The sequence below is a fragment of the Microbulbifer marinus genome (genome assembly GCF_900107725.1).
Taxonomy (GTDB): Bacteria; Pseudomonadota; Gammaproteobacteria; order Pseudomonadales; family Cellvibrionaceae; genus Microbulbifer; species Microbulbifer marinus.
Window position 1 is genome coordinate 437,458 of the sequence record NZ_FNQO01000002.1, and the last position, 19,117, is coordinate 456,574.

Sequence of the window (19,117 nt, forward strand, 5' to 3'; positions counted from 1 at the left end):
TTGGCCTCTTTTTATTGTTCGGCAAGTCCGGGCAGGAGCAGAGGTAGCCCCTCGGGAAAAAACCTGATCGGTAACTATTTCCCGAGGGGCTACCTCTGCTCCGGCTACCGCCGTGCCACCTTAATACATTTTCGGAACTTCGTTGACATCGGTCTTCAGAATCCCAACTACCCGAATTCACATAAGGCGCGGTGGTGCTCTTGTGGGAAATAGTTACCGATCAGGCTTTTTCCCACAAGAGCACCACCGCGCCTCCCTCCGCGAAGCACCGCCACTCGACCCACCAATAGCGAGCAACGGCATACTCAATGCGATATTTACGGTTTCTCGCCCCCGCCGCGTCCGCTAATCTAGACGCTTTACTCACCGGGTCGCAGAGCCGCAGAGGGGGGCGAGATGAAGGGGTTGATACAGCGAGTGAGCCACGCCCGCGTGGATGTGAATGGCGAGTCGGTCGGCGCTATCGATCGCGGCCTGCTACTGCTGCTCGGCGTCGAGGCACAGGACAATCGCGACAGCGCCGACAAGCTGTTGCATAAGGTGCTGCACTACCGGGTGTTCGGGGACGAGCAGGGGCGCATGAACCTGAATGTGCAGCAGGCCGGCGGCGGCCTGCTTGTGGTGAGCCAGTTCACGTTGGTGGCCGACACCGCGCGCGGCCTGCGCCCCAGTTTCAGCCGCGGCGCCACGCCGCAGCAGGCGGAGGAACTGTACGATTATTTTGTCGAGCGGGCGCGCGCTCAGTTTACGCCGGTGGCCTGCGGCGTGTTTGCCGCGGACATGCAGGTTTCGCTGTCGAATGACGGGCCGGTAACCTTCCTGCTGGAAGCCTGATAACGGGCCGCCAGCTGCTCGAGACGCTGTTTGCGCGCATTCTTGTCCAGCTCGCCCAGCCGCTCTGTCGCCTCGTAGAAGGCGTCCCAGCTGCCGCTGTCCTGGTACAGCTGCCGGAACGCCGGCACATGCGACTGGTACTCGGCCGCTAGCGCCAGCGTGGCGTTGTTGCTCTTCTCGATATAGGCGCGGTAGCGCTCCGGATTGGGCCAGTCGGCTGACAGCCGGCGGTAGCAGTGGCGCATGCGGGCCAGCGTCGCCGCCTTCTGCGCGCGCTTGGCGTCGTCCGGCAGGCCGGACTCGTAGATCGGCTCCAGGCGCTTGCGCGTCGCCGCCATCAGCCGCCGGATCGCCAGCGCCTGTGCCCGCGCATTTGCCGAGACACCGGTCAGCCCCTGGCGGCGGCGCCAGTCCGGCAGCGCCAGTTCCGACACCGCCGTGGCGAAGCTCTCGTTGAAGCGGGTGTCGCCGGAAATATAGACCCGGCGATGCGCCAGCTCGTGGAACAGCAGGCCTGCCAGCCGCTCCGGCGACCAGTTGACGAAACTGGACAGCACCGGATCGTCGAACCAGCCCAGAGTGCTGTAGGCGGGCACCGGCCCCAGGTAGACATCGTAGCCATCGTCGAGCAGCTCCTGGGCCTTGTCGGCCGCGGCGGCCTTGCGGAAATATCCGCGGTAGCTGGCGCAACCGGCGATTGGGTAACACCAGCGCTTCGGCGACAGGGAAAACTCCGGTGCCGCCAGCACGTTCCAGATCGGGAAGTCCTCATCCAGCTTGACGAAGGCGCCGTAGGCCCGCCCCACCGGCAGGTGCAGTTCGCCGCTGGCATAGGCGCGGATCGACTGCACCAGGCGCAACTGTCGCTGCAGCTTTTCCTCGGTGCCCGGCGCCGCCACCACGTCCTCGATCGGCTGCCGGGAAGCCAGGATACGCCACTGCCCGGTTGCCGCCTGGGTGTAATACCCCGCCGTCTCGCAGCCACACAGCAGCAGCAACGCGACCGCCACTGCGGTCACCCGCGGTCTCAGGAATGCGATTGGGTGTCTGTTGCTGATATACACTCTTATTCCTATCGATAGAATTCCGATTAACTGGAGAGTTAAGGCATGGAGCCGGCAGCCACTGGAACCGGCATGGCACCCGTCGCCGCCGTGCTGACTATTTTCGCGCTGGTGTTCGGCTTCCTCTGTTGGCTGCGCCTGCTGCGCGTCAGCTTTCGTGAGCATATGCTGCTCGGGTTGCTCGCCGTGTTCCTGCCACCGCTGGCGCTGTTGCTGCTCCTGCCCCAGTGGCGTCGGGAACGCGAGATGTTCGCACTCGCCGGCGCCGCACTCCTCTTCATCAGTACGTCTCAGATGCTCTGATTCCCGCTGCGGGGATGACCACATTCTAGCCGCTATCGGCAGCCGGCTTGATCCAGGTCAAGTCGGTCGCGGGGCGGACTCTTAAACTGCCCCCATTGAATAGTCCGCACTGTGGAGCCAGAGATGGATGCGTTAATTGATCTGTTTACCAGCTTTTCCGGCCTATTGAGCCTCGGCATTATCGGATTTGTCTGCCTGATGGCTGGCTACTTTATCCGTCTGGCCCTGCGCGAGATAGAACGGGAGGGCTGATCCAGCCTTCAGTCAGTCGGCCTCGGCCGACGGGTCATCGGACGCCAAATCGAGAAAAATTGCGACGCTGGCGCTGTTGTGGCGCCAGAAGGCGGTGTGCGTGGAATTTTTCCGCCGCGCCGCTTTCCAAAGGGCGGTAAGTGCTCGATCTGTGTTTACGAGGCCAGCATGACCCGCGTCAATGTTTTCTCTCTCGCCAGCGCCCTATTGGCGCTGGCTGCAACCGCCGCCTGCGAACAGCAGGAGCGCGGCTTTCAGGCGGAAATCGAACGGGTCGACTACCACTGTGAAAACAACGAGCGGCTGAAGCTCAAATATGTGATTCCCACCGACGGCGAGCAGCGCCTGGCCACACTGACCTTCCGCAATAAAATGATCCCGATGCATCAGGAGCCCGCCGACTCCGGCGTGCTCTATGTCGCCGACAAGGGGCAGCCGAGTTACCGCTGGCACGTCGACGGCGACCGGGGCATGCTGCTCAAGCAGTCGCTTGGCAATGGTGAGGTGACGACACAGCTGGAAGACTGTCGCAGCGTCGAGCAAACCGACGACGATTAGTCGGCGGCACAGTCAAACCGCTCGGCACGCGGGTGACTGAAATATCCCTGTTTTAAATACTGCAGCGCCTGCGCTATCGCCTGCTCGTCCGCGGCGATACCACCGTGCGTGCGCGGCAGAACCAGGAAGCCGCACATGCCCTCGAGCCGCGCACTGTCCACCGTGATGCGGCCGTCATCGGCGCCGTCCAGCAGCGTCGAGGCCAGCGGATTGTAGGACCGGTTGCCGGTAATGATTCCCAGGTCGAAGTCGGTCGCGCCGAGCTGCAGCGGCACGCTGCCGGCACCGGTGCCAAGCTGGCGACCGGCGGGGCCGTTGATGTCCTTGATATACGGGATGCAACTGAGAATATCGCCGACGCGGCTGCCGTGATTGGGTGGCGCCAGCATCACGACCCGCATCACCTGCGGCGATGCATGCCGCTCGAAGTAGTGCCGCACCAGCAGTCCGCCGAGGGAGTGGGTGATGAAATTGACCGGGCGGGCATTCACCCGCGCGCACTGTTCCAGCCCCGCGCGCACCGCCAGATCCGCCAGCTCGGCAATCGGTTTTTTTCGCGACGGGTAATCGATATTCGCCACATAGTAGCCGGCGTCTATCAGCTGGCGCTGCAGCGGAAGCATGCTGCGCGAATCCTTGGTGAGCCCGTGCAGCAGGACCACACACTGGGTGTCGGCGCGCGCTGCAATCGCGCTGGAAAAGAAAAGCAGGAATATACCCGCCGCGAGCAACGGCGGGGTACGGCGGCGGCTGCCGGCCTCAGGCACTCTCTTCCTTGGGGCGGGATTTTACCCAGCGCCCCAGTATCAGACCGAGCTCAAACAGCAGCCACATGGGCACCGCCAGCAGCGACTGCGAAATAATGTCCGGCGGTGTCAGCAACATACCAACCACGAAACAGCCGACGACCACATAGCCGCGCTTGTCGGCCAGGGATTTCGGATTCACGGCGCCACTCCAGATCAGCAGCACGGTCGCGATGGGAATTTCGAAGGCAAAACCGAAGGCGAAAAACAGCTTCAGCACCAGATCCAGGTAGCTGCTGATATCGGGCAGGACCTTGATGTCGGCGTGGGCCGAACTGACGAAGAAATCGAACAGAATCGGAAATACGACGAAGTAGGCGAAAGACATCCCCGCGTAAAACAGAATGACACTGGATATCAGAATGGGCGCCGCATAGCGCTTTTCATTCCTGTACAGGCCGGGAGCGATAAAGGCCCAGGCCTGGTACAGCACGAAGGGTATCGCGACAAAAAAGGCCAGGATGAACGTCGTCTTGAACGGCGTGAAAAAGGGCGACGTCACTTCGGTAGCGATCATGCCCGCACCTTCCACCAGGCGGTCCTGCAGCGGGTCGGCAACAAAGTCGTAGATATCCGCCGCAAAAGGCACCATGCAGGCAAAGATCGCCACCACCACCAGCAGGGTGCGCAACAGGCGATCGCGCAGCTCGATCAGGTGGTCGATAAATGGCTGATGACTTTCCTCGGTCTGAGAGTGCTCTTCCGGTTGATCGCTCATGACTGGCTGTTTTTTTCCTGCGGCGGTTCTTCAGTGGGCAGATCTTCTTTCGCCGCGCGTTCTGGGTGTTCCGGATTCAGGTCCGGGTCGCCGTAATCGTGCCAGTGTTCCGGATACTCCGGATCCTGCAGTTCTTCCGCGTCTTCGTCCTGTTCCGGCAGATAATCTTCCGCATCGTCCGTCGGGTGACTCGGATCGAACGATGCCTCCGCTTGCGGCGCGGCTTCCTGCAACTTGGTGGAAGCGGCCTCTTCCGGAACCGCGGGTTCGGCTTCCGCCTCGCTGAACGCCTGCTCCATCTCCCGGCGACTCTCCTCGAGTTCGCGCATGATGCGTTCGTTGTGCAGCTCGCGGCGAATATCATCCGCGCCCACCTCTTTCTCCAACTCTTCGCGGGCGTTGTGCAGCGTGCGCTTGATGCCGGACCACCAGCGCGCGGTGGTACGGATTGCGTCCGGCAGTCGCTCCGGGCCCACGACGAGCAGGCCCACGACACCGATCAGCAGTAGTTCAAAGAAGCCGATATCAAACACAGGCCGAATCTCGCACTTGTCTTTCCGGAAAGGGTTGCCGGATTACTTGTCCCGGGACTGTTTTTCCTTGTCCCGCACGGATTCTTTCGATTCCGGCTTGTCTGTTTCTTCGTGCTCGAGGCGCTCGGGTTCCTTTTCCTCTTCCTTGTCCTCGTCCTTCATGGCTTTCTTGAAACCCTTCAGGGCGCCACCGAGGTCGCCGCCGAGATTGCGCAGACGCTTGGTGCCAAACAGCAGCAGCACGATCACCAGGACAATCAATAACTGCCAGATACTAATTCCACCGAATCCCATAGTTTTCTCCACATTGATCGCGGCCGCGGCCGCTCAAAGCATCAGTCGTTGTTCGGGCGCGCGGCTTTTTCCTCAAGCCCCGAGAGCCCGAAGCGGCGTCCCAGCTCGCGCAATACATCCTGTGAGTCCGCGCCCAGGTGCGACAGCATCACCAGGGAGTGGAACCAGAGGTCGGCGGTCTCGGCGATCATCGCCTGCCGGTCGCCGCCGTTCTCCGCGTCCTTGGCGGCGAGGATCACCTCGGTGGCCTCCTCGCCGACTTTTTCCAGAATCTTGTTCAGGCCTTTCTTGTGCAGGCTCGCCACGTAGGAGCTGTCGGCGTCACCCGCGTTTTTGCGGCTTTCCAGCACCGCGTCCAGTTGTTGCAGCAGATCGCTCATAGCCGATTCACTTGTAGATGGTCTCCGGATCCTTGATGACCGGCTGGCTGACCTGCCACTCGTCGTCCTGTAAAACGCGGTAGAAGCAGCTGCTGCGGCCGGTATGGCAGGCGATGCCGCCCTGCTGTTCGACCATCAGCAACACCGTATCGCCGTCGCAGTCGAGGCGAATCTCGCGTACCTGCTGCAGGTGGCCGGACGACTCACCCTTGCGCCACAACTTGTTGCGCGAGCGCGACCAGTAGACCGCATAGCCCTCGCTGGCGGTAATCGCCAGTGACTCTCGATTCATCCACGCCATCATCAGTATGCGCCCGGATTTGAAATCCTGCGCGATCGCCGGTACCAGGCCGTCGCTGTTCCAGCTGACCTGGTCGATGAAAGCGGCTTTCGGATCTGCTTGGGTCAATGTACTGTCCTTCAGACTTCCTATTGTAGGTTGGACTCCAATCGCTGATGTCCAACGAGTGCGCCCTAGGGCCAGAGCAGCAGCACCAGGGCGACGGCGCCCATGGCCCAGCCCGCCGGCGGCAGTTGCGCGAACCAATCCGGCACCGCGAGCGCGGTGGCGCCGAACGCCAGCAGCACGCCGGCGATGCGGCGGAAATACTGGCGCCGGCCGCGGCGGTGGCTGCGCGCCAGTTGCTCGCCGATATTCTCCAGCTGCGGCGCCAGTTCGCGCGACTGCTCCAGCGACGAATACACCAGCTGCGGCAGCTGCGGAAACTTCTCCAGCCACTCGGGGCCGTAGCGCCTGATCTCGCCCAGAATCGTGCGCGGGTGGATGCGATCGCGCATCCAGCGCTCCAGGAATGGATGGGCAGTCTTCCACAGATCGAGTTGCGGATAAAGCTGCCGCCCCAGCCCCTCGATATTGAGCAGCGTCTTCTGCAGCAGCACCAGCTGCGGCTGCACCGCCATGTCGAATCTTCGCGCCGTCTGGAACAGGCTGATCAGCACCCGCGCGAAAGAGATCTCGCCGAGCGGCTTTTCGAAAATGGGTTCGCACACGGCACGGATCGCCGCCTCGAAGGTGTTGACCGGCGTATCGGCGCGCACCCAGCCGCTCTGCACATGCAGCTCCGCCACCATGCGGTAGTCGCGACGGAACATGGCCAGCAGGTTGCGCGCCAGGTAATACTGGTCCTCGCGCGACAGGCTGCCGACGATGGCGGTGTCGATGGCGATGTACTGCGGGCGGCGCGGATGCTTGCGCGACACGAAGATATTGCCCGGGTGCATGTCGGCGTGGAAGAAATTGTGCTCGAACACCTGCTTGAAGAAGATCTCCACGCCGCGTTCGGCCAGCAACTGCATATCGGTGTCCTGGGCGCGCAGCTGCGCCAAGTCGGTCACCGGGATACCGTCGATGCGCTCCAGCACCAGCACGTTTTCCCGCGTGTAGTCCCAGTGCACTTCGGGTACATACAACAGCGGCGAATTGCTGAAATTGCGTTTCAGCTGGGTGCCGTTGGCGGCCTCGCGCACCAGGTCCAGCTCGCCCTCGATGGTGTGGCGGTAATCCTCCACCACCTCTACCGGCCGCAGGCGGCGACCATCCGGCACGAAGCGCTCGATCCAGCGGGCGATGACCCGCAGCAGGCGCAGGTCTTGGGTGATGATCTTGTCGATACCCGGGCGCAGTACCTTGACCACCACGGATTCGCCGGACGGCAGCACGGCGCCGTGCACCTGCGCCACCGACGCGGAGGCCAGCGGCTGCCGGTCGAATTCGGCGAACAGCTCATCGACGCCGGCTTCGAGCGCCTGTTCGATCAGCGCCACGCATTTGTCGCTGGGGAAGGGCGGCACATTGTCCTGCAGGTGGTCGAGTTCCTCGACGATATCCGGCGGCAGCAGGTCCGGGCGCGTCGACAGCAGCTGGCCGAACTTGACGAAAATGGGGCCCAGCTCTTCCAGTGCGCGGCGCAGCCGTTCGCCGCGCCCCATCTTCGGCGCCGGCACCAGCTTCAGCGGCGCGAGCAGGCCGCGCAGCCACAGCGGCCGGCGCGTTGCCGGCAGTAGCTGGTCGAGGCGGTAGCGCAGGAAGACCCGCGCGATAGTGAAACTGCGAGCGATCGGCAAGGCTATTCGGCCTCCCGCCGGGAGAATCTGTCCCGCAGCAGCTGCACCCGCGCCTCGAGGCGATCGGTGGCCAGGGCCAGCTCGGCCAGGTCGTCGACAAAGGCCTCGAACTGCGCCTTCGGCGGCGTCAGGCGCCACTCCTCGCTGGCGGCTTCCGCCGCGGCGGCGGGCGCGCGTTTCAGGTTGCCGCGCAGCCAGCGGCTAGCGTCGCGCAGCAGGTTGCCGACCGTGTGCGCCGGCACGTCACCGACAAGTTGCGCCAGCGGCGCCTCCCAGTCGATATCGAGGTCGCGCATGATCGACTGCAGCTCCGCCAGCAGCGCGCTGGAACCGCTGATATGCACGCCCAGTGCGGCCGGGGTCGCCGAGGAATCCCGCAGCAGGCGCACGAAGGAGATCGCCGAGCCGCTCAGCCGGGTCGAGATCTCTCCCTCCCAGTGGCGGCGCACCCGCACCTGGTCGCCCTCGATGCACAGGCAGAACTGCAGCTGGGGCGCGGTCAAATCCAGCGCCAGTGCCTTGCCATCCAGTTTCTGCAGGCGCGCGCGCGTGCCCGGGTCGTATTGCAACGCGGTGTTGATCGCGGTTTCCAGCGCGGCGTCGAAGCCGGCGCGAAATGTCGGGTCCAAGCGGATGTCCTTAAGATCTTGGCCTTAGGGTTTGATGCCTTTGTGCAGCGCGACGATGCCGCCGGTCATATTGTGGAACTCACAATCGACGAAGCCGGCGTCTGCCATCATCTGTTTCAGGGTTTCCTGGTCCGGGTGCATGCGGATGCTCTCCGCCAGGTAGCGGTAGCTGTCGGCGTCGTTGGCCACCAGCTTGCCCATAAACGGCAGCAGGCGGAACGAATACTGGTCGTAGACCTTTTCCAACAGTTTGGACTGCGGCTTGGAGAACTCCAGCACCAGCAGGCGGCCGCCGGGCTTCAGCACCCGCAGCATGGAGCGCAGCGCCAGATCCTTGTCGGTGACATTGCGCAGGCCGAAGGCGATGGTGATGCAGTCGAAGGTGTTGTCGGGGAACGGCAGGTACTGGGCATCGGCCTGCACCGGCACCACGTTGCCGGCGATGCCGCGATCCAGCAGGCGATCGCGGCCCACACGCAGCATCGACTCGTTGATGTCCGCCAGCACCACGGTGCCGTCGGCGCCTACGATGCGCGAGAAGCGCGCGGTCAGGTCGCCGGTACCGCCGGCGATATCGAGGATCGACTGCCCGGGGCGTGCGCCGGACAGCTCGATCGTGAAGCGCTTCCACAGGCGGTGAATGCCGCCGGACATCAGGTCGTTCATGACGTCATAGCGCGCCGCGACCGAGTGGAACACGTCCGCCACACGGCCGGCCTTCTCCTCCACCGGAACCTCTTGATAGCCGAAGTGGGTGGTCTTGCGATCCTTCATGCTGTGCCTGCTGGGCCCCGCTCGAGCCCCTGTCTGGTCAAATTAGAGGGGCGCCATTGTACATCGACCGCGCCGCGCAGGCACCGCCCCATGTGATAAACGCGCCCGGCTTTGCGGCCGGGCGAAAAAATGCGCGGCAGCACCCACTAAACTTTAGTGGGAACGGCGAGAGCGGCGAGAGCGGCGAGAGCGGCGAGAGCGGCGAGAGCGGCGAGAGCGGCGAGAGCGGCGAGAGCGGCGAACGAAACGGGAACATGGCCTACCAGCTGAAATGCAAAGCGCCCCTGGCGGAAACCCTGCGCGACACCGCGCGCGAGGAGATTGCCGGCGCCCTGCACGATCTAGCGCGGCTGCCGCAGGAGGAGGCGGTGCACGAGCTGCGCAAGCACTGCAAGAAGATGCGCGCGCTGCTGCGGCTGGTCCGCGCAGACATCGGCGACCTCTACCGCTATGAGAACGCCCATTACCGCACCCTGGCCAACAGCGTCGCCGGCAGCCGCGATGCCGTGTCGGTGCGCGACGCCCTGCTGGCGCTGGCGCCGCCGCAGCGCTATCCGCAGATTCAGGCGCTCCTCGAACAGCGCGCACGCGGCCACGCCGATGCAGATGCGCTGGATGAGGCAAAAACATTGCTGCAACAGGGCGGCGAGCGTATCGGCGACTGGCCGCTGGAAACGCTCAAATGTAGGCACGCGCGGCGGGGTTACCGGCGCGGCTACAAGCGCGCGGAGACGGCCATGGATGATGCATTTGCCGAAGAGAGCGCGGCCAGCTTTCACGAATTCCGCAAACGGGTGAAGGACCACTGGTACCACAGTCGCCTGCTGCAGAAAAAATACCCGGACGCCATCGGCGTGCGCTGCAAGCCGCTGAAAAAACTTGCCCAGGCACTGGGCGACTGGCGCGACCTGCGATTACTCTGCAGCCTGCTGGGCCAGCATGCCGGGCAGTTTTCCGGAGAACTGATTCCGCTGTTGGACGATGCCGAGCAGCGCCTGCAACAACTGCACCGGCAGATCGAAAAGCTGAGCGGCAGACTCTTCTCAGCCAAGGTATTCGACCTGCCCGACTAAAGCAGCACAGCTTCCATGCATTCTTTGGCATAATCGTTTCCTTATACGCACAAAGACAGGGAGCGGCGTCCGATGCTTGAATGGCTGAATGCACACATCGCCTATTGGCACTGGCTGGTACTGGGCTTGTTACTGGTCACCGCCGAAATCTTCGTTTCCGGCTTCGTTTTGTTCTGGTTCGGGCTCGCCGCCCTGTTGATGGGGGTATTGACCCTGGCGGTGGACATGCCGATTACCCTGCAGCTGATCCTGTGGGCGTTCTCCTCCATCGCGTTCGTCGTGATCTGGGTCAAGAGCATCAAGCCCCGCTGGAAAGACCGTACGCTGTCCGGCATGGCCGCCGAGGCCCTCAACGGCCAGGTGGGCCTCGTCATCGAATCCAATCAAGGGCGCAGCCGTGGCAAGCTAAAGTTCCCCGCCCCGATACTCGGCGAGGAGGAGTGGCTGTTTATCTGCACCGAGGTAGTCGCGATCGGCGACCGGGTCAAGGTAACGGACATCTCCGGCAACTCGCTGATCGTCAGCCGCATCTGACAACCTCAATATATCGTCATTCCGGCGCAGGCCGGAAGCCAGTCTCTGGGCTACGGCCCGTGCCGGAGTTACGATTCACACAATTTCATAAATTTAAAACCAATTTCGGCCTTACCGAGCTTTCATCCGGGAGAGAAAAACAGTGGAAGGTTTATACGTAGTACTGGCGCTGGTGGCGCTGGTGGTCATCACCATTGCCAAGGGTGTGCGCATCGTGCCGCAGGGTTCCAAGCATATCGTGCAGCGCCTGGGCAAATACTACCGGACGCTGACGCCGGGCATGAACGTAGTGATCCCCTATATCGACCAGGTACCCTACAAGGTCACCACCAAGGACATAGTGCTGGATATCCCCTCACAGGAAGTCATCACCCAGGACAACGCCACCATCATCGCCAACGCCGTGGCCTACATCAATATCGTCTCGCCGGAGAAGGCCGTCTACGGCGTAGAGGATTACGAGATTGCGATCCAGAACCTGGTGCAGACCGCACTGCGCTCGATCGTCGGCGAGATGTCGCTGGACGCGGCGCTGTCGTCCCGCGACCTGATCAAGGCAAAGCTCAAGGAGGGCATCTCCGACGACATCGCCGATTGGGGCATCAACCTGAAGACGGTCGAGATCCAGGACATCAACCCGTCCACCACCATGCAGAAGGCGATGGAAGAGCAAGCCGCGGCCGAACGCCAGCGCCGCGCCACCGTGACGCGTGCCGAGGGCGAGAAGCAGGCCGCGATCCTCGAAGCCGACGGCCGCCTGGAAGCCTCCAAACGGGACGCCAAGGCACAGGTGGTACTGGCCGACGCCAGCCGCGAGGCCATCGAGCGGGTTTCCTCCGCCATCGGTGAGCAGGAGATGCCGGTGATGTACCTGCTCGGTGAACGCTATATCAGCGCGCTGTCCGAGCTGTCCCAGTCCGATAATGCCAAGAACGTGATACTGCCGGCGGACCTGCCGCAAGCGGTGAAGGGATTGTTGAATCGGTAGGTCAGATAATAGCTGCACCTTAGCCGGCCCGGCTCCCACGGGCTGGATGGTTCATTGGTGGATGGGCGGGATGCCCGTCGCGAACCGGTGGCCGGTCACCGGCAACATACTTGGCGAATAAAATTAATATTGCTCGACAACACAATCGAGTCCTTGGAGTGCTGCCCCATGAGATACCTAATCAGCCTGATTCAGGTGTTTTTATTCTCTTCGTGCTTCATGCAATCAGCAAACGGCGCAGAGTTTACGCTGTTTAATAACAGGCTATTCATGCCAGCCCAAATCAATGGTCATCAGACCCAGGCCTTACTCGACAGCGGCGCTGAAATGTCACTGATCGATACAAGATACGCCCTGGCAAACTCCCTGACTCCTGAAGGTGAAGCAGTTGCACGCGGTACTGGTGGCCAGCAAGCGGTCCAATTTGTATCAGGCGCAGAGATTAAGGTGGATCAGGCCTACCTCGACAATCAAACACTGATCGCCCTGGACCTGACTGACATTTCTGAACGTTTGATTGGCAGGCCACTGACACTGGTAGTTGGCCGAAGCCTGTTCGATCGCGGGCCGGTTTGGATTGACTTCACGACCAACGAACTTCAGCTGGTTAGCCCGCTGGATAAGTCAGGGGATCAGTGGTCAAAACGACTAAAGCATGCGGAGAAACTTCCCTTGCGGGAGCATAAGGGCATCAAGCAGATTCCGGTGTTTCTGGAGGGAAAGAAGGTCTGGGCCGATTTTGATCTTGGTAATGGGAGCGGAGCCATGATCAGCCGGAAGCTTGCTACTGAGCTGGGTCTTTTATCACCAGAGAGAATAACCGGAACGAAGCGCGGCGGCGGTATCGGCGGAGAGGTGACGCGTCAAACAATTCTGATCAAGGAGCTGAAAATTGGTGGAAAGTCATTCTCTGATTTAACGATTGCTGTTGATGATACCGATGATTCCAGCTCGATGAATGTTGGCACCCACCTGCTGAAACACTTCTCGCTCTTAGTCGACTTCCCATCTGACAGCCTTTATTTATCACAACAATAAGAGGGCGCAGAATATTTTGGATATTGATCGCCGGCTGCCTGTACCTCCAGCTCTTTTCTTGAGTGGATGATTATTGCCATGTCGGCGATCTCGCTTCCAAATTGAGTCAGTATGTTATAGCGAGGACAATTAAACTGATGCCCAGGGTAAATATGTTGTACCTCTCAACTTCTTGCAGCTGAAAGTTTAAATTCTTTTTTCTCCCTGTTTCAGCGACAGCAAAGAGCCCTCGCTGTTCTTCCAAGATAGTGCGTTAATGGGGAGCAACATTAAAGACAGATCCGTTGGGCGCAGTACCGATCCTGCTTCCGGCAGATATCTCCCTACGCTGGTCTAAACAGCTTTGTCCGATTACAAACAACGTGGGCCTTTCCATTTCCAATAGGAAAAGGGCCACTGCTTAACTACAATGCCTCGCCATTCATGCAAACGAGTTCCCGTTTTGACAACGCCTGACACCGACCACCCCCGCGATTTTCAGTCCCTGCCACTGCAGCAGCCCCTGCTTAAGAACCTGCAGGACCTCGGCTACGAGCGCCTGACGGAAATCCAGGCCGCCGCGCTGCCGGCGATTGTGGCGGGCAGGGATGTGATCGGGCAGGCCAAGACCGGCTCCGGCAAGACGGTGGCATTTGGCCTGGGCGTTCTGCACAAGCTGCAGGCGGAGCGGTTCCGCGTGCAAGCACTGGTGCTGTGCCCGACGCGGGAACTGGCAGACCAGGTGGCGCGGGAGCTGCGCAAGCTGGCGCGGGCCATTCACAATATCAAGATCCTGACGCTGTGCGGCGGCATGCCGTTCGGGCCGCAGATCGGCTCGCTGAAGCACGGCGCCCACATCGTCGTGGGCACGCCCGGCCGCATCGAGGACCACCTGCGCAAGGGCAATCTCGACCTGAGCGGGGTACAGACACTGGTACTGGACGAGGCGGACCGCATGCTCGATATGGGCTTCCAGGCGGTACTGGACCAGATTGTCGCGGAGCTGCCACGGCAGCGGCAGACGCTGCTGTTTTCCGCCACCTACCCGAAGACCATCGACGCGCTGGCGGCGCGGGTGCTGCGCGAGCCGGTGAAGGTGGAAGTGACCACGGCGCACACCGAGAGCACGATCGAACAGAATTTCTACCGGGTGGAAAACAACGAGCAGCGGCCCGCCGCGCTGCACCAGCTGCTGGCGAGTTACGACGTTTCCTCCGCGGTAGTGTTCTGCAACACCAAGAAGGAAACCGACGAGGCCGCGCGGGCGCTGAAGAGCGCCGGCTTCGCCGCGCTGGCGCTGCACGGGGACATGGAGCAGAAGGATCGCGACCGCACACTGGCGCTGTTTGCCAACGGCAGCGCCGCCATCCTGGTGGCGACGGACGTCGCCGCGCGCGGGCTGGATATCGAAGAGCTGCCGATGGTGGTGAACTACCACCTGTCCCGCGACCCGGAAGTCCATATACACCGCATCGGCCGCACCGGGCGGGCCGGGCAGAAGGGCGTGGCGCTGACACTGGTCAGTAAGAAGGAGATCTACAAGCTGGAGCGGCTGGAGGAGCTGATGCAGCAGCCGATAACGCTGCAGGAAATCCCGCCGCTGCCGCGGGGATTTGCGCCCGCGCGACCGCTGATGTCCACGCTGCAGATCGACGGCGGCAAAAAACAGAAAGTGCGCGCCGGCGACGTTGTCGGTGCGCTGACCGGCGACGGCGGCATCGACGGATCACAGATCGGCAAGATCCAGCTGTTCGATTTCTCCACCTTTGTCGCGGTGGAGCGGGCGGTGGCGAAGAAAGCGCTGAACAAGCTCGCCAGTGGCAAGATAAAAGGCCGCAAGTTCCGCGCCCGTATCGTCGGCGTCTGAGTTATTGCGGCGGCCGCGAATCCATTATCTTGTGCGCTGCGAATATTCGCGGCGCGCATTCGGTATCAATCATCCTCAGCCATCAATGGCGAAACTCAGCTCCGTCACATCACGGATAGTGTTGGTAATTTTCCCAGCGATAGCGGGCTGACGCATGGAGCCCCTGCTCCACTGCACCGCATACCAGAGCACCGACAGATACCCATAGATCACCCGCCAGTGATCCAGCCTCTGCCAGTCGACCGATGTCGTCGGTCGATCCAGATATTTCGCCAGCAGAAGCTGCTGCTGCCGCTGGTCGAGCGCGTACTCTATGACTATCAGTGCGAGCTCATAGAAGGGGTCGCCCATGGCGGCGTACTCCCAGTCTATCGCATACAGATTTCCGTCGGCGGCAGCGATCAGGTTGGTCGCCAGCAAGTCGTTGTGGCAGAGACAGATACCGGCACTCAATTCCCGCGCTGCGGGGATATGCCGCTGGACCTTTTTATCCAGCGTTCGCAGCGGCGCATAGAAATCCGCTCGGTTATCGATCGAGCACCAGTAGCTGGCCGCTTTGTCTTCGATATCCAGCTGCGCGTCGATGGCCGGCAATGCGTGAATGCCGCGCAGTAGTTGCGCAAGTTGCGGCAACGCACCGGCCCCGCTCTTGCTCCAACCGCCGCCATCGATAAAGCGCGTGACCAGATATTGGTGCTCGGGATCGCAATAGATCAGCGGCGCACACAGCCCGGCGTTATCGGCGTGCAGCAGCGCCTGATATTCGGCCACGCGGTTCAGGTCCAGCGCCGCGCTGATGGCAGAGTTCCTGCGTAACACCAGTTGGTCGCCGCCGGCCTGCAGCAGAAAGCTCCGGTTGGTCAGGCCGCCGGTCAGCGGCTTGATAACGGACGGCCTGGTTGCGCTCCAGCGCTGCCAGTCAGGCGGGATAATGTCAGGCGAAAATACGCTCATGCGGGCACCGCTTCGGCATCCCCCTGTAGCGATTCCCGTCTATAAATGGCCAGCCACTGGAAGAAGCCGATTATCACCAGCACTACATACAGCAAGAACAGCAGTGCGGTCAGGTAGAGTTCCCGGTCGAGATACAGATAAATGGAAATGCCGTCGACCACTATCCAGTAGAGCCAGTTCTCCAGCACTTTGCGCGTGACCATATAGGTGGTGACCACGGCGCCCCAGGTGGTAAAGGAATCCAGATAGGGCAGGGCCGCATCGGTGGTGGTTTGCAGCAGATAGCCAAACGCCAGCGTCAGCGCACCGACGCCGCCAATAACGAGCAGGTGCGTGCGCACCGGCCAGCGGTGGATTTTCAGATCCGGCTGCGCATCGCTGTGATGCCGCCACTGCCACCAGCCGTAGACGGCCATCGCCAGGTAAAACACCTGCAGCGCCGACTCCATCAGCAGGCTGACGTCCCAGAACAGGAACAGGTAAATCAGCGTGCTGGCAAAGGCCGCATACCAGCAGCTTATTTTCTCCTGCATCGCCAGCAGCAGGTAAGCCAGCGCAAGAATAACCGCGGCTATCTCCCACAGCGACATGGCGGCGAGGGAGATGGCGATGGCACTGCCGATTTCGCTATCAAACATCGCTTTCTGCCGGCGCCAGGTCGCCGTCGATAAATTTGCAGACGAAAATCGCGCGGCCGTGTTTCTCGTAAGACGCGCGCATTTCCTGCTTCAGCACATCCATCAGCAAGTTGTAGTCACCGAATACCTGGGTGCTCATCGTATTGGTGATCACGCGCAACTCCGGGTGGCGATTCAGCCGCTCGATAAAATCCTGGATGCTGGGGATGTATTCGTCCTTCAACGGGTACATGCTGATTTCTACGGAGAGTTTCATGGGTTTTTCTCCCGCTCACGGCGCTTGGCGAGTCGCTGATTGTCGTCATTCCGGCCTGCGCCGGAATGACGACATGAGTTTTCAACCTGACTCAACAGAGCCGCTGCGAAATTTTAGAAAGTATAAGTACCGCTGATACCCGCCACGCGCGGTTCGCCAAACTGATAGTAGGCTTCCGGCGCATAGAAATTAGCGGGGTTGTTGCCGAACTGGTTACTGAAGTAGAAACCGCGGGTGTAGTAATCCTCATCCGTCAGGTTTCTGCCCCACAGTGCCACATCCCAGTTGTCGCCCCGATAGGTCAGGCGTGCATTCAGCAGCTCATAGGCGGTGGATTTCTCGTCGTGGCTGTTGGAGAAATAGAACTCGTCTTTCCCCTCCACTTCGAGGCGCAGAATCAGGTACGGCAGCAGTGAGATTTCGGTACCGGTGAAGAACTGGTAGCTGGGCGCGTGCGCCACCTGGCGGCCATCGAGGTCGACCGGGGCCAGGGCGATGCCGTTCCAGTCATCCCGTGCATCCACGTGCGAAGTACTGTCAAAGCCTTCGAACTCCGCATTCAGCCAGCCCGCCGACGCAAAGAAGCGCAGGGTATCGCTGGCCAGGTAATTCAGTTCGACTTCCACGCCGGTGGTCGTGCCGCCGGCAGCGTTGGTCAGGAAGTCATCGAAGGAGAAATCATTCGGATCGAAGATCGACTGCTTGGCCTGCACATCGCTGCGGTCCTGATAGAAGGCCGCCAGTTGTGCCTGCAGGCGGTTCTGCAGCCAAGCGCCCTTGATGCCGAGTTCGTAGTTGAGCAGCTGCTCGGTATCGAATTCGAACACATCGCTGCCGATAGCCGGGTTGGTGGCCGAGGCGGAGATGATCCTGCCGTTGACGCCACCCGCCTTGTAGCCGCGGGATACGGTGCCGTAGATCAGCGTGCCTTCCGCGTAACGGTATTCCAACGAGACATTGCCGCCCCACAGGTTCTCATTGTTGCTGGAATCTACCGCAAGGGAGTCGGCGTAATCGGCATCACGCTGTTCCAGCCGCAAGCCGGTCACCAGGGCGACAGAATCACTCAGGCTGGTTCGCAGTTGTCCGTACAGGGCGGTGCTCTGTGTATCGAACTGGCTGGTGAAGCTCTGGTTGCGCTCTAGGTCTTCACTCTCATCGCGCACATAGACGCCGGCGACCCAGCTGCTGCGCCCGTTGAACAGTGCAGAGGCTTCCGTCGACAGCAGGCGCAGGTCGGCACTCAGGTTCTTCTTATCGCGCAGGTAATTGTCGGTGGAGCTGTATCCCCACGGGTGGAAACCCACATAGGTCCAGTCCTCGTCGTAGCCGTACTCGGTATCGGAATCGGCGGCGCTCAGGGTACTTTCCACGGTGAACAGCTCGCTGCCGCTCCACCGGGCAACAACGGAGCCCGCGGCCGTTTGCTGCCGGTCGTGGCCCGGCTGGTCGGACAGGGTGGTGCGGGTGTTGTAGAGCGAGAAGGCGTCGTAGCCGTTATCGGCGTCGATATACAGCGCGGTGAAATCCAGCCGCAAATCTTCGCTGGCCTGATAGCGCAGTTTGCCGCGCACCACCGACTCGTCGATATTGTTGGTGTCGCTGCGGCCCAGATAGTCGTTTTCTATATAGCCATCGGATTGCTGGTTGCTGGCGGCGAGCCGGTAGCTCAACTGCTCCGTCAGGGCACCGCTGCCGACCGCTGACAGGGTGCGGCCATTGTAGTCGGCGACTTCCACGGACACTCTCGCCATGGGTTCGGCCGAGGGCGTTGCGCTGGTCATGTTGATCAGGCCGGCCAGCGCGTTGGCACCGTACACGGTACCCTGCGGGCCGCGCAGAATTTCCACCTGCTCCATATCGAGGGTGCTGGCCGCGAGCCCCATGCCGGTAAAGTCGATACCGTCGATGATCAGACCCACGGACGGATTGACCGGGTCGATAAACTGGCTGCGCTCACCGATACCGCGAATCTGCACAAAACGACCGCGCGACGCGCCGGCAGAAAAGTTGACGTTGGGTGCCAGGTTGAGCAGCTGCTCCAGGTTGCTGGCGCCGCGGGCAGCGATGGTGGACTCGTCCAGTACGCTGACGCTGGTGGGGAGGTCTAGCTGGTTGGCGTCGCGGAGCTGGCCGGTGACGATGACCTCTTCCAGGCCAGCGCCGTCTGGCGCTGCAATCGCATTGCCTGCGCCGATGCTGCCGGCCAGGACGATCGACCACGCAATTGGTCTGATTCTAAATTCGGTGTTCATGGTTCTCTCTCAAAGGAAGCTGGAGTGAAAGAGACCCGGAGTGCGACGTGAGGAGGATTGTTGAATCTTTACCTATTCCTACGCCGGTATTAACCGGATCAGGTTCAAGGGTTTGCTCGAAAAGCATCTCAGGTCTTGAAAGCCGGTTCATAACGTAGCGAGCGGGCGTCTGGTGGTGCTCACCGGAGCGCAGGAAGCGGAATGTACATAAGTACATGAGCATTCCGAGCACCGCTGAGCGCCGTCAGGCGCACGCGCAGTAGTTATGAAATGGCTTTTAGCCACCCCTTAGGTTGTGCGGGCGA

Annotated in this window: 23 protein-coding genes; 9 read left to right on the plus strand and 14 right to left on the minus strand. The window is 61.3% G+C overall.

Annotated elements, in window-relative coordinates; all coding sequences use genetic code 11:
- Positions 1–396 precede the first annotated feature (396 nt).
- The gene (gene dtd / locus BLW36_RS09775) at positions 397–834 is read left to right on the plus strand and encodes a D-aminoacyl-tRNA deacylase (protein ID WP_091387742.1); all 438 of its coding nucleotides are present in this window, start codon (positions 397–399) and stop codon (positions 832–834) included.
- Here the strand turns inward: dtd and BLW36_RS09780 are convergent.
- Entirely contained in the window at positions 741–1,898 is a 1,158-nt protein-coding gene (locus BLW36_RS09780) for an aminopeptidase (protein WP_244506209.1), read from the minus strand. The genes dtd and BLW36_RS09780 overlap by 94 nt on opposite strands.
- Before the next feature lie 72 nt (positions 1,899–1,970).
- On the opposite strand from BLW36_RS09780, the gene BLW36_RS17345 reads away from it, so the two are divergent.
- The 3 genes from BLW36_RS17345 to BLW36_RS09790 all read left to right on the plus strand — a co-directional run bounded on the left by BLW36_RS17345 (position 1,971) and on the right by BLW36_RS09790 (position 3,011).
- Complete coding sequence (locus BLW36_RS17345) at positions 1,971–2,201, plus strand: hypothetical protein (protein ID WP_170833166.1); 231 nt, start codon at positions 1,971–1,973, stop codon at positions 2,199–2,201.
- Positions 2,202–2,324: 123 nt separating this feature from the next.
- Positions 2,325–2,453 (plus strand): DUF3149 domain-containing protein, encoded by a 129-nt coding sequence (locus BLW36_RS09785; RefSeq protein WP_091387746.1) that lies wholly within the window; start codon positions 2,325–2,327, stop codon positions 2,451–2,453.
- 96 nt (positions 2,454–2,549) lie between these two features.
- Positions 2,550–3,011: an MliC family protein gene (locus tag BLW36_RS09790; protein WP_139304854.1), complete on the plus strand. Its 462-nt coding sequence runs from the start codon at positions 2,550–2,552 to the stop codon at positions 3,009–3,011.
- Here the strand turns inward: BLW36_RS09790 and BLW36_RS09795 are convergent.
- From BLW36_RS09795 to ubiE, 9 genes are all read right to left on the minus strand, one after another.
- Positions 3,008–3,778 carry an esterase/lipase family protein gene (locus BLW36_RS09795; protein ID WP_091387750.1) on the minus strand — a complete coding sequence of 257 codons (771 nt, stop codon included), beginning with the start codon at positions 3,776–3,778 and terminating at the stop codon, positions 3,008–3,010. The genes BLW36_RS09790 and BLW36_RS09795 overlap by 4 nt on opposite strands.
- On the minus strand, positions 3,771–4,535 hold the full coding sequence (gene tatC / locus BLW36_RS09800; RefSeq protein ID WP_091387751.1) for a twin-arginine translocase subunit TatC: 765 nt from the start codon (positions 4,533–4,535) through the stop codon (positions 3,771–3,773). Before tatC ends, BLW36_RS09795 begins: the two co-directional genes overlap by 8 nt.
- The gene (tatB, locus tag BLW36_RS09805; protein WP_091387753.1) at positions 4,532–5,068 is read right to left on the minus strand and encodes a Sec-independent protein translocase protein TatB; all 537 of its coding nucleotides are present in this window, start codon (positions 5,066–5,068) and stop codon (positions 4,532–4,534) included. The genes tatC and tatB overlap by 4 nt, the downstream gene beginning before the upstream one ends.
- Before the next feature lie 42 nt (positions 5,069–5,110).
- Positions 5,111–5,362, minus strand: coding sequence for a Sec-independent protein translocase subunit TatA (gene tatA / locus BLW36_RS09810; RefSeq protein ID WP_091387755.1), 252 nt, complete (start codon positions 5,360–5,362; stop codon positions 5,111–5,113).
- 41 nt (positions 5,363–5,403) lie between these two features.
- Entirely contained in the window at positions 5,404–5,742 is a 339-nt protein-coding gene (locus BLW36_RS09815; RefSeq protein ID WP_091387757.1) for a phosphoribosyl-ATP diphosphatase, read from the minus strand.
- A gap of 7 nt (positions 5,743–5,749) precedes the next feature.
- On the minus strand, positions 5,750–6,151 hold the full coding sequence (hisI, locus tag BLW36_RS09820; RefSeq protein ID WP_091387759.1) for a phosphoribosyl-AMP cyclohydrolase: 402 nt from the start codon (positions 6,149–6,151) through the stop codon (positions 5,750–5,752).
- A gap of 65 nt (positions 6,152–6,216) precedes the next feature.
- Positions 6,217–7,827 (minus strand): ubiquinone biosynthesis regulatory protein kinase UbiB, encoded by a 1,611-nt coding sequence (gene ubiB / locus BLW36_RS09825; RefSeq protein ID WP_091387761.1) that lies wholly within the window; start codon positions 7,825–7,827, stop codon positions 6,217–6,219.
- 2 nt (positions 7,828–7,829) lie between these two features.
- Positions 7,830–8,456, minus strand: coding sequence for a ubiquinone biosynthesis accessory factor UbiJ (locus BLW36_RS09830; protein WP_091387763.1), 627 nt, complete (start codon positions 8,454–8,456; stop codon positions 7,830–7,832).
- A gap of 24 nt (positions 8,457–8,480) precedes the next feature.
- A complete protein-coding gene (gene ubiE / locus BLW36_RS09835) occupies positions 8,481–9,230 on the minus strand; it encodes a bifunctional demethylmenaquinone methyltransferase/2-methoxy-6-polyprenyl-1,4-benzoquinol methylase UbiE (protein WP_091387765.1) in 750 nt (249 codons plus the stop codon).
- A 56-nt stretch (positions 9,231–9,286) separates the two neighbouring features.
- Here ubiE and BLW36_RS09845 point away from each other — a divergent pair, with 56 nt between their 5' ends.
- From BLW36_RS09845 to dbpA, 5 genes are all read left to right on the plus strand, one after another.
- Positions 9,287–10,303, plus strand: coding sequence for a CHAD domain-containing protein (locus tag BLW36_RS09845; RefSeq protein WP_170833180.1), 1,017 nt, complete (start codon positions 9,287–9,289; stop codon positions 10,301–10,303).
- Between the two features lie 72 nt (positions 10,304–10,375).
- Positions 10,376–10,837, plus strand: a complete 462-nt coding sequence (locus BLW36_RS09850; RefSeq protein ID WP_091387769.1) for an NfeD family protein — start codon at positions 10,376–10,378, stop codon at positions 10,835–10,837.
- 142 nt (positions 10,838–10,979) lie between these two features.
- Positions 10,980–11,825, plus strand: coding sequence for an SPFH domain-containing protein (locus tag BLW36_RS09855; RefSeq protein WP_091387771.1), 846 nt, complete (start codon positions 10,980–10,982; stop codon positions 11,823–11,825).
- A 168-nt stretch (positions 11,826–11,993) separates the two neighbouring features.
- Entirely contained in the window at positions 11,994–12,863 is an 870-nt protein-coding gene (locus BLW36_RS09860; RefSeq protein ID WP_139304856.1) for a retropepsin-like aspartic protease, read from the plus strand.
- Positions 12,864–13,305: 442 nt separating this feature from the next.
- Positions 13,306–14,709 carry an ATP-dependent RNA helicase DbpA gene (dbpA, locus tag BLW36_RS09865; protein WP_244506210.1) on the plus strand — a complete coding sequence of 468 codons (1,404 nt, stop codon included), beginning with the start codon at positions 13,306–13,308 and terminating at the stop codon, positions 14,707–14,709.
- Between the two features lie 75 nt (positions 14,710–14,784).
- Here the strand turns inward: dbpA and BLW36_RS09870 are convergent, their stop codons facing one another.
- The 4 genes from BLW36_RS09870 to BLW36_RS09885 all read right to left on the minus strand — a co-directional run bounded on the left by BLW36_RS09870 (position 14,785) and on the right by BLW36_RS09885 (position 18,812).
- Positions 14,785–15,663, minus strand: a complete 879-nt coding sequence (locus tag BLW36_RS09870; protein WP_091387777.1) for a choline kinase family protein — start codon at positions 15,661–15,663, stop codon at positions 14,785–14,787.
- Positions 15,660–16,301, minus strand: coding sequence for a nicotinamide riboside transporter PnuC (pnuC, locus tag BLW36_RS09875; RefSeq protein WP_091387779.1), 642 nt, complete (start codon positions 16,299–16,301; stop codon positions 15,660–15,662). Before pnuC ends, BLW36_RS09870 begins: the two co-directional genes overlap by 4 nt.
- Entirely contained in the window at positions 16,294–16,557 is a 264-nt protein-coding gene (locus BLW36_RS09880) for a hypothetical protein (protein WP_091387781.1), read from the minus strand. The genes pnuC and BLW36_RS09880 overlap by 8 nt, the downstream gene beginning before the upstream one ends.
- 113 nt (positions 16,558–16,670) lie before the next feature.
- Positions 16,671–18,812, minus strand: coding sequence for a TonB-dependent receptor (locus BLW36_RS09885; RefSeq protein WP_091387783.1), 2,142 nt, complete (start codon positions 18,810–18,812; stop codon positions 16,671–16,673).
- Between the last annotated feature and the right edge of the window lie 305 nt (positions 18,813–19,117).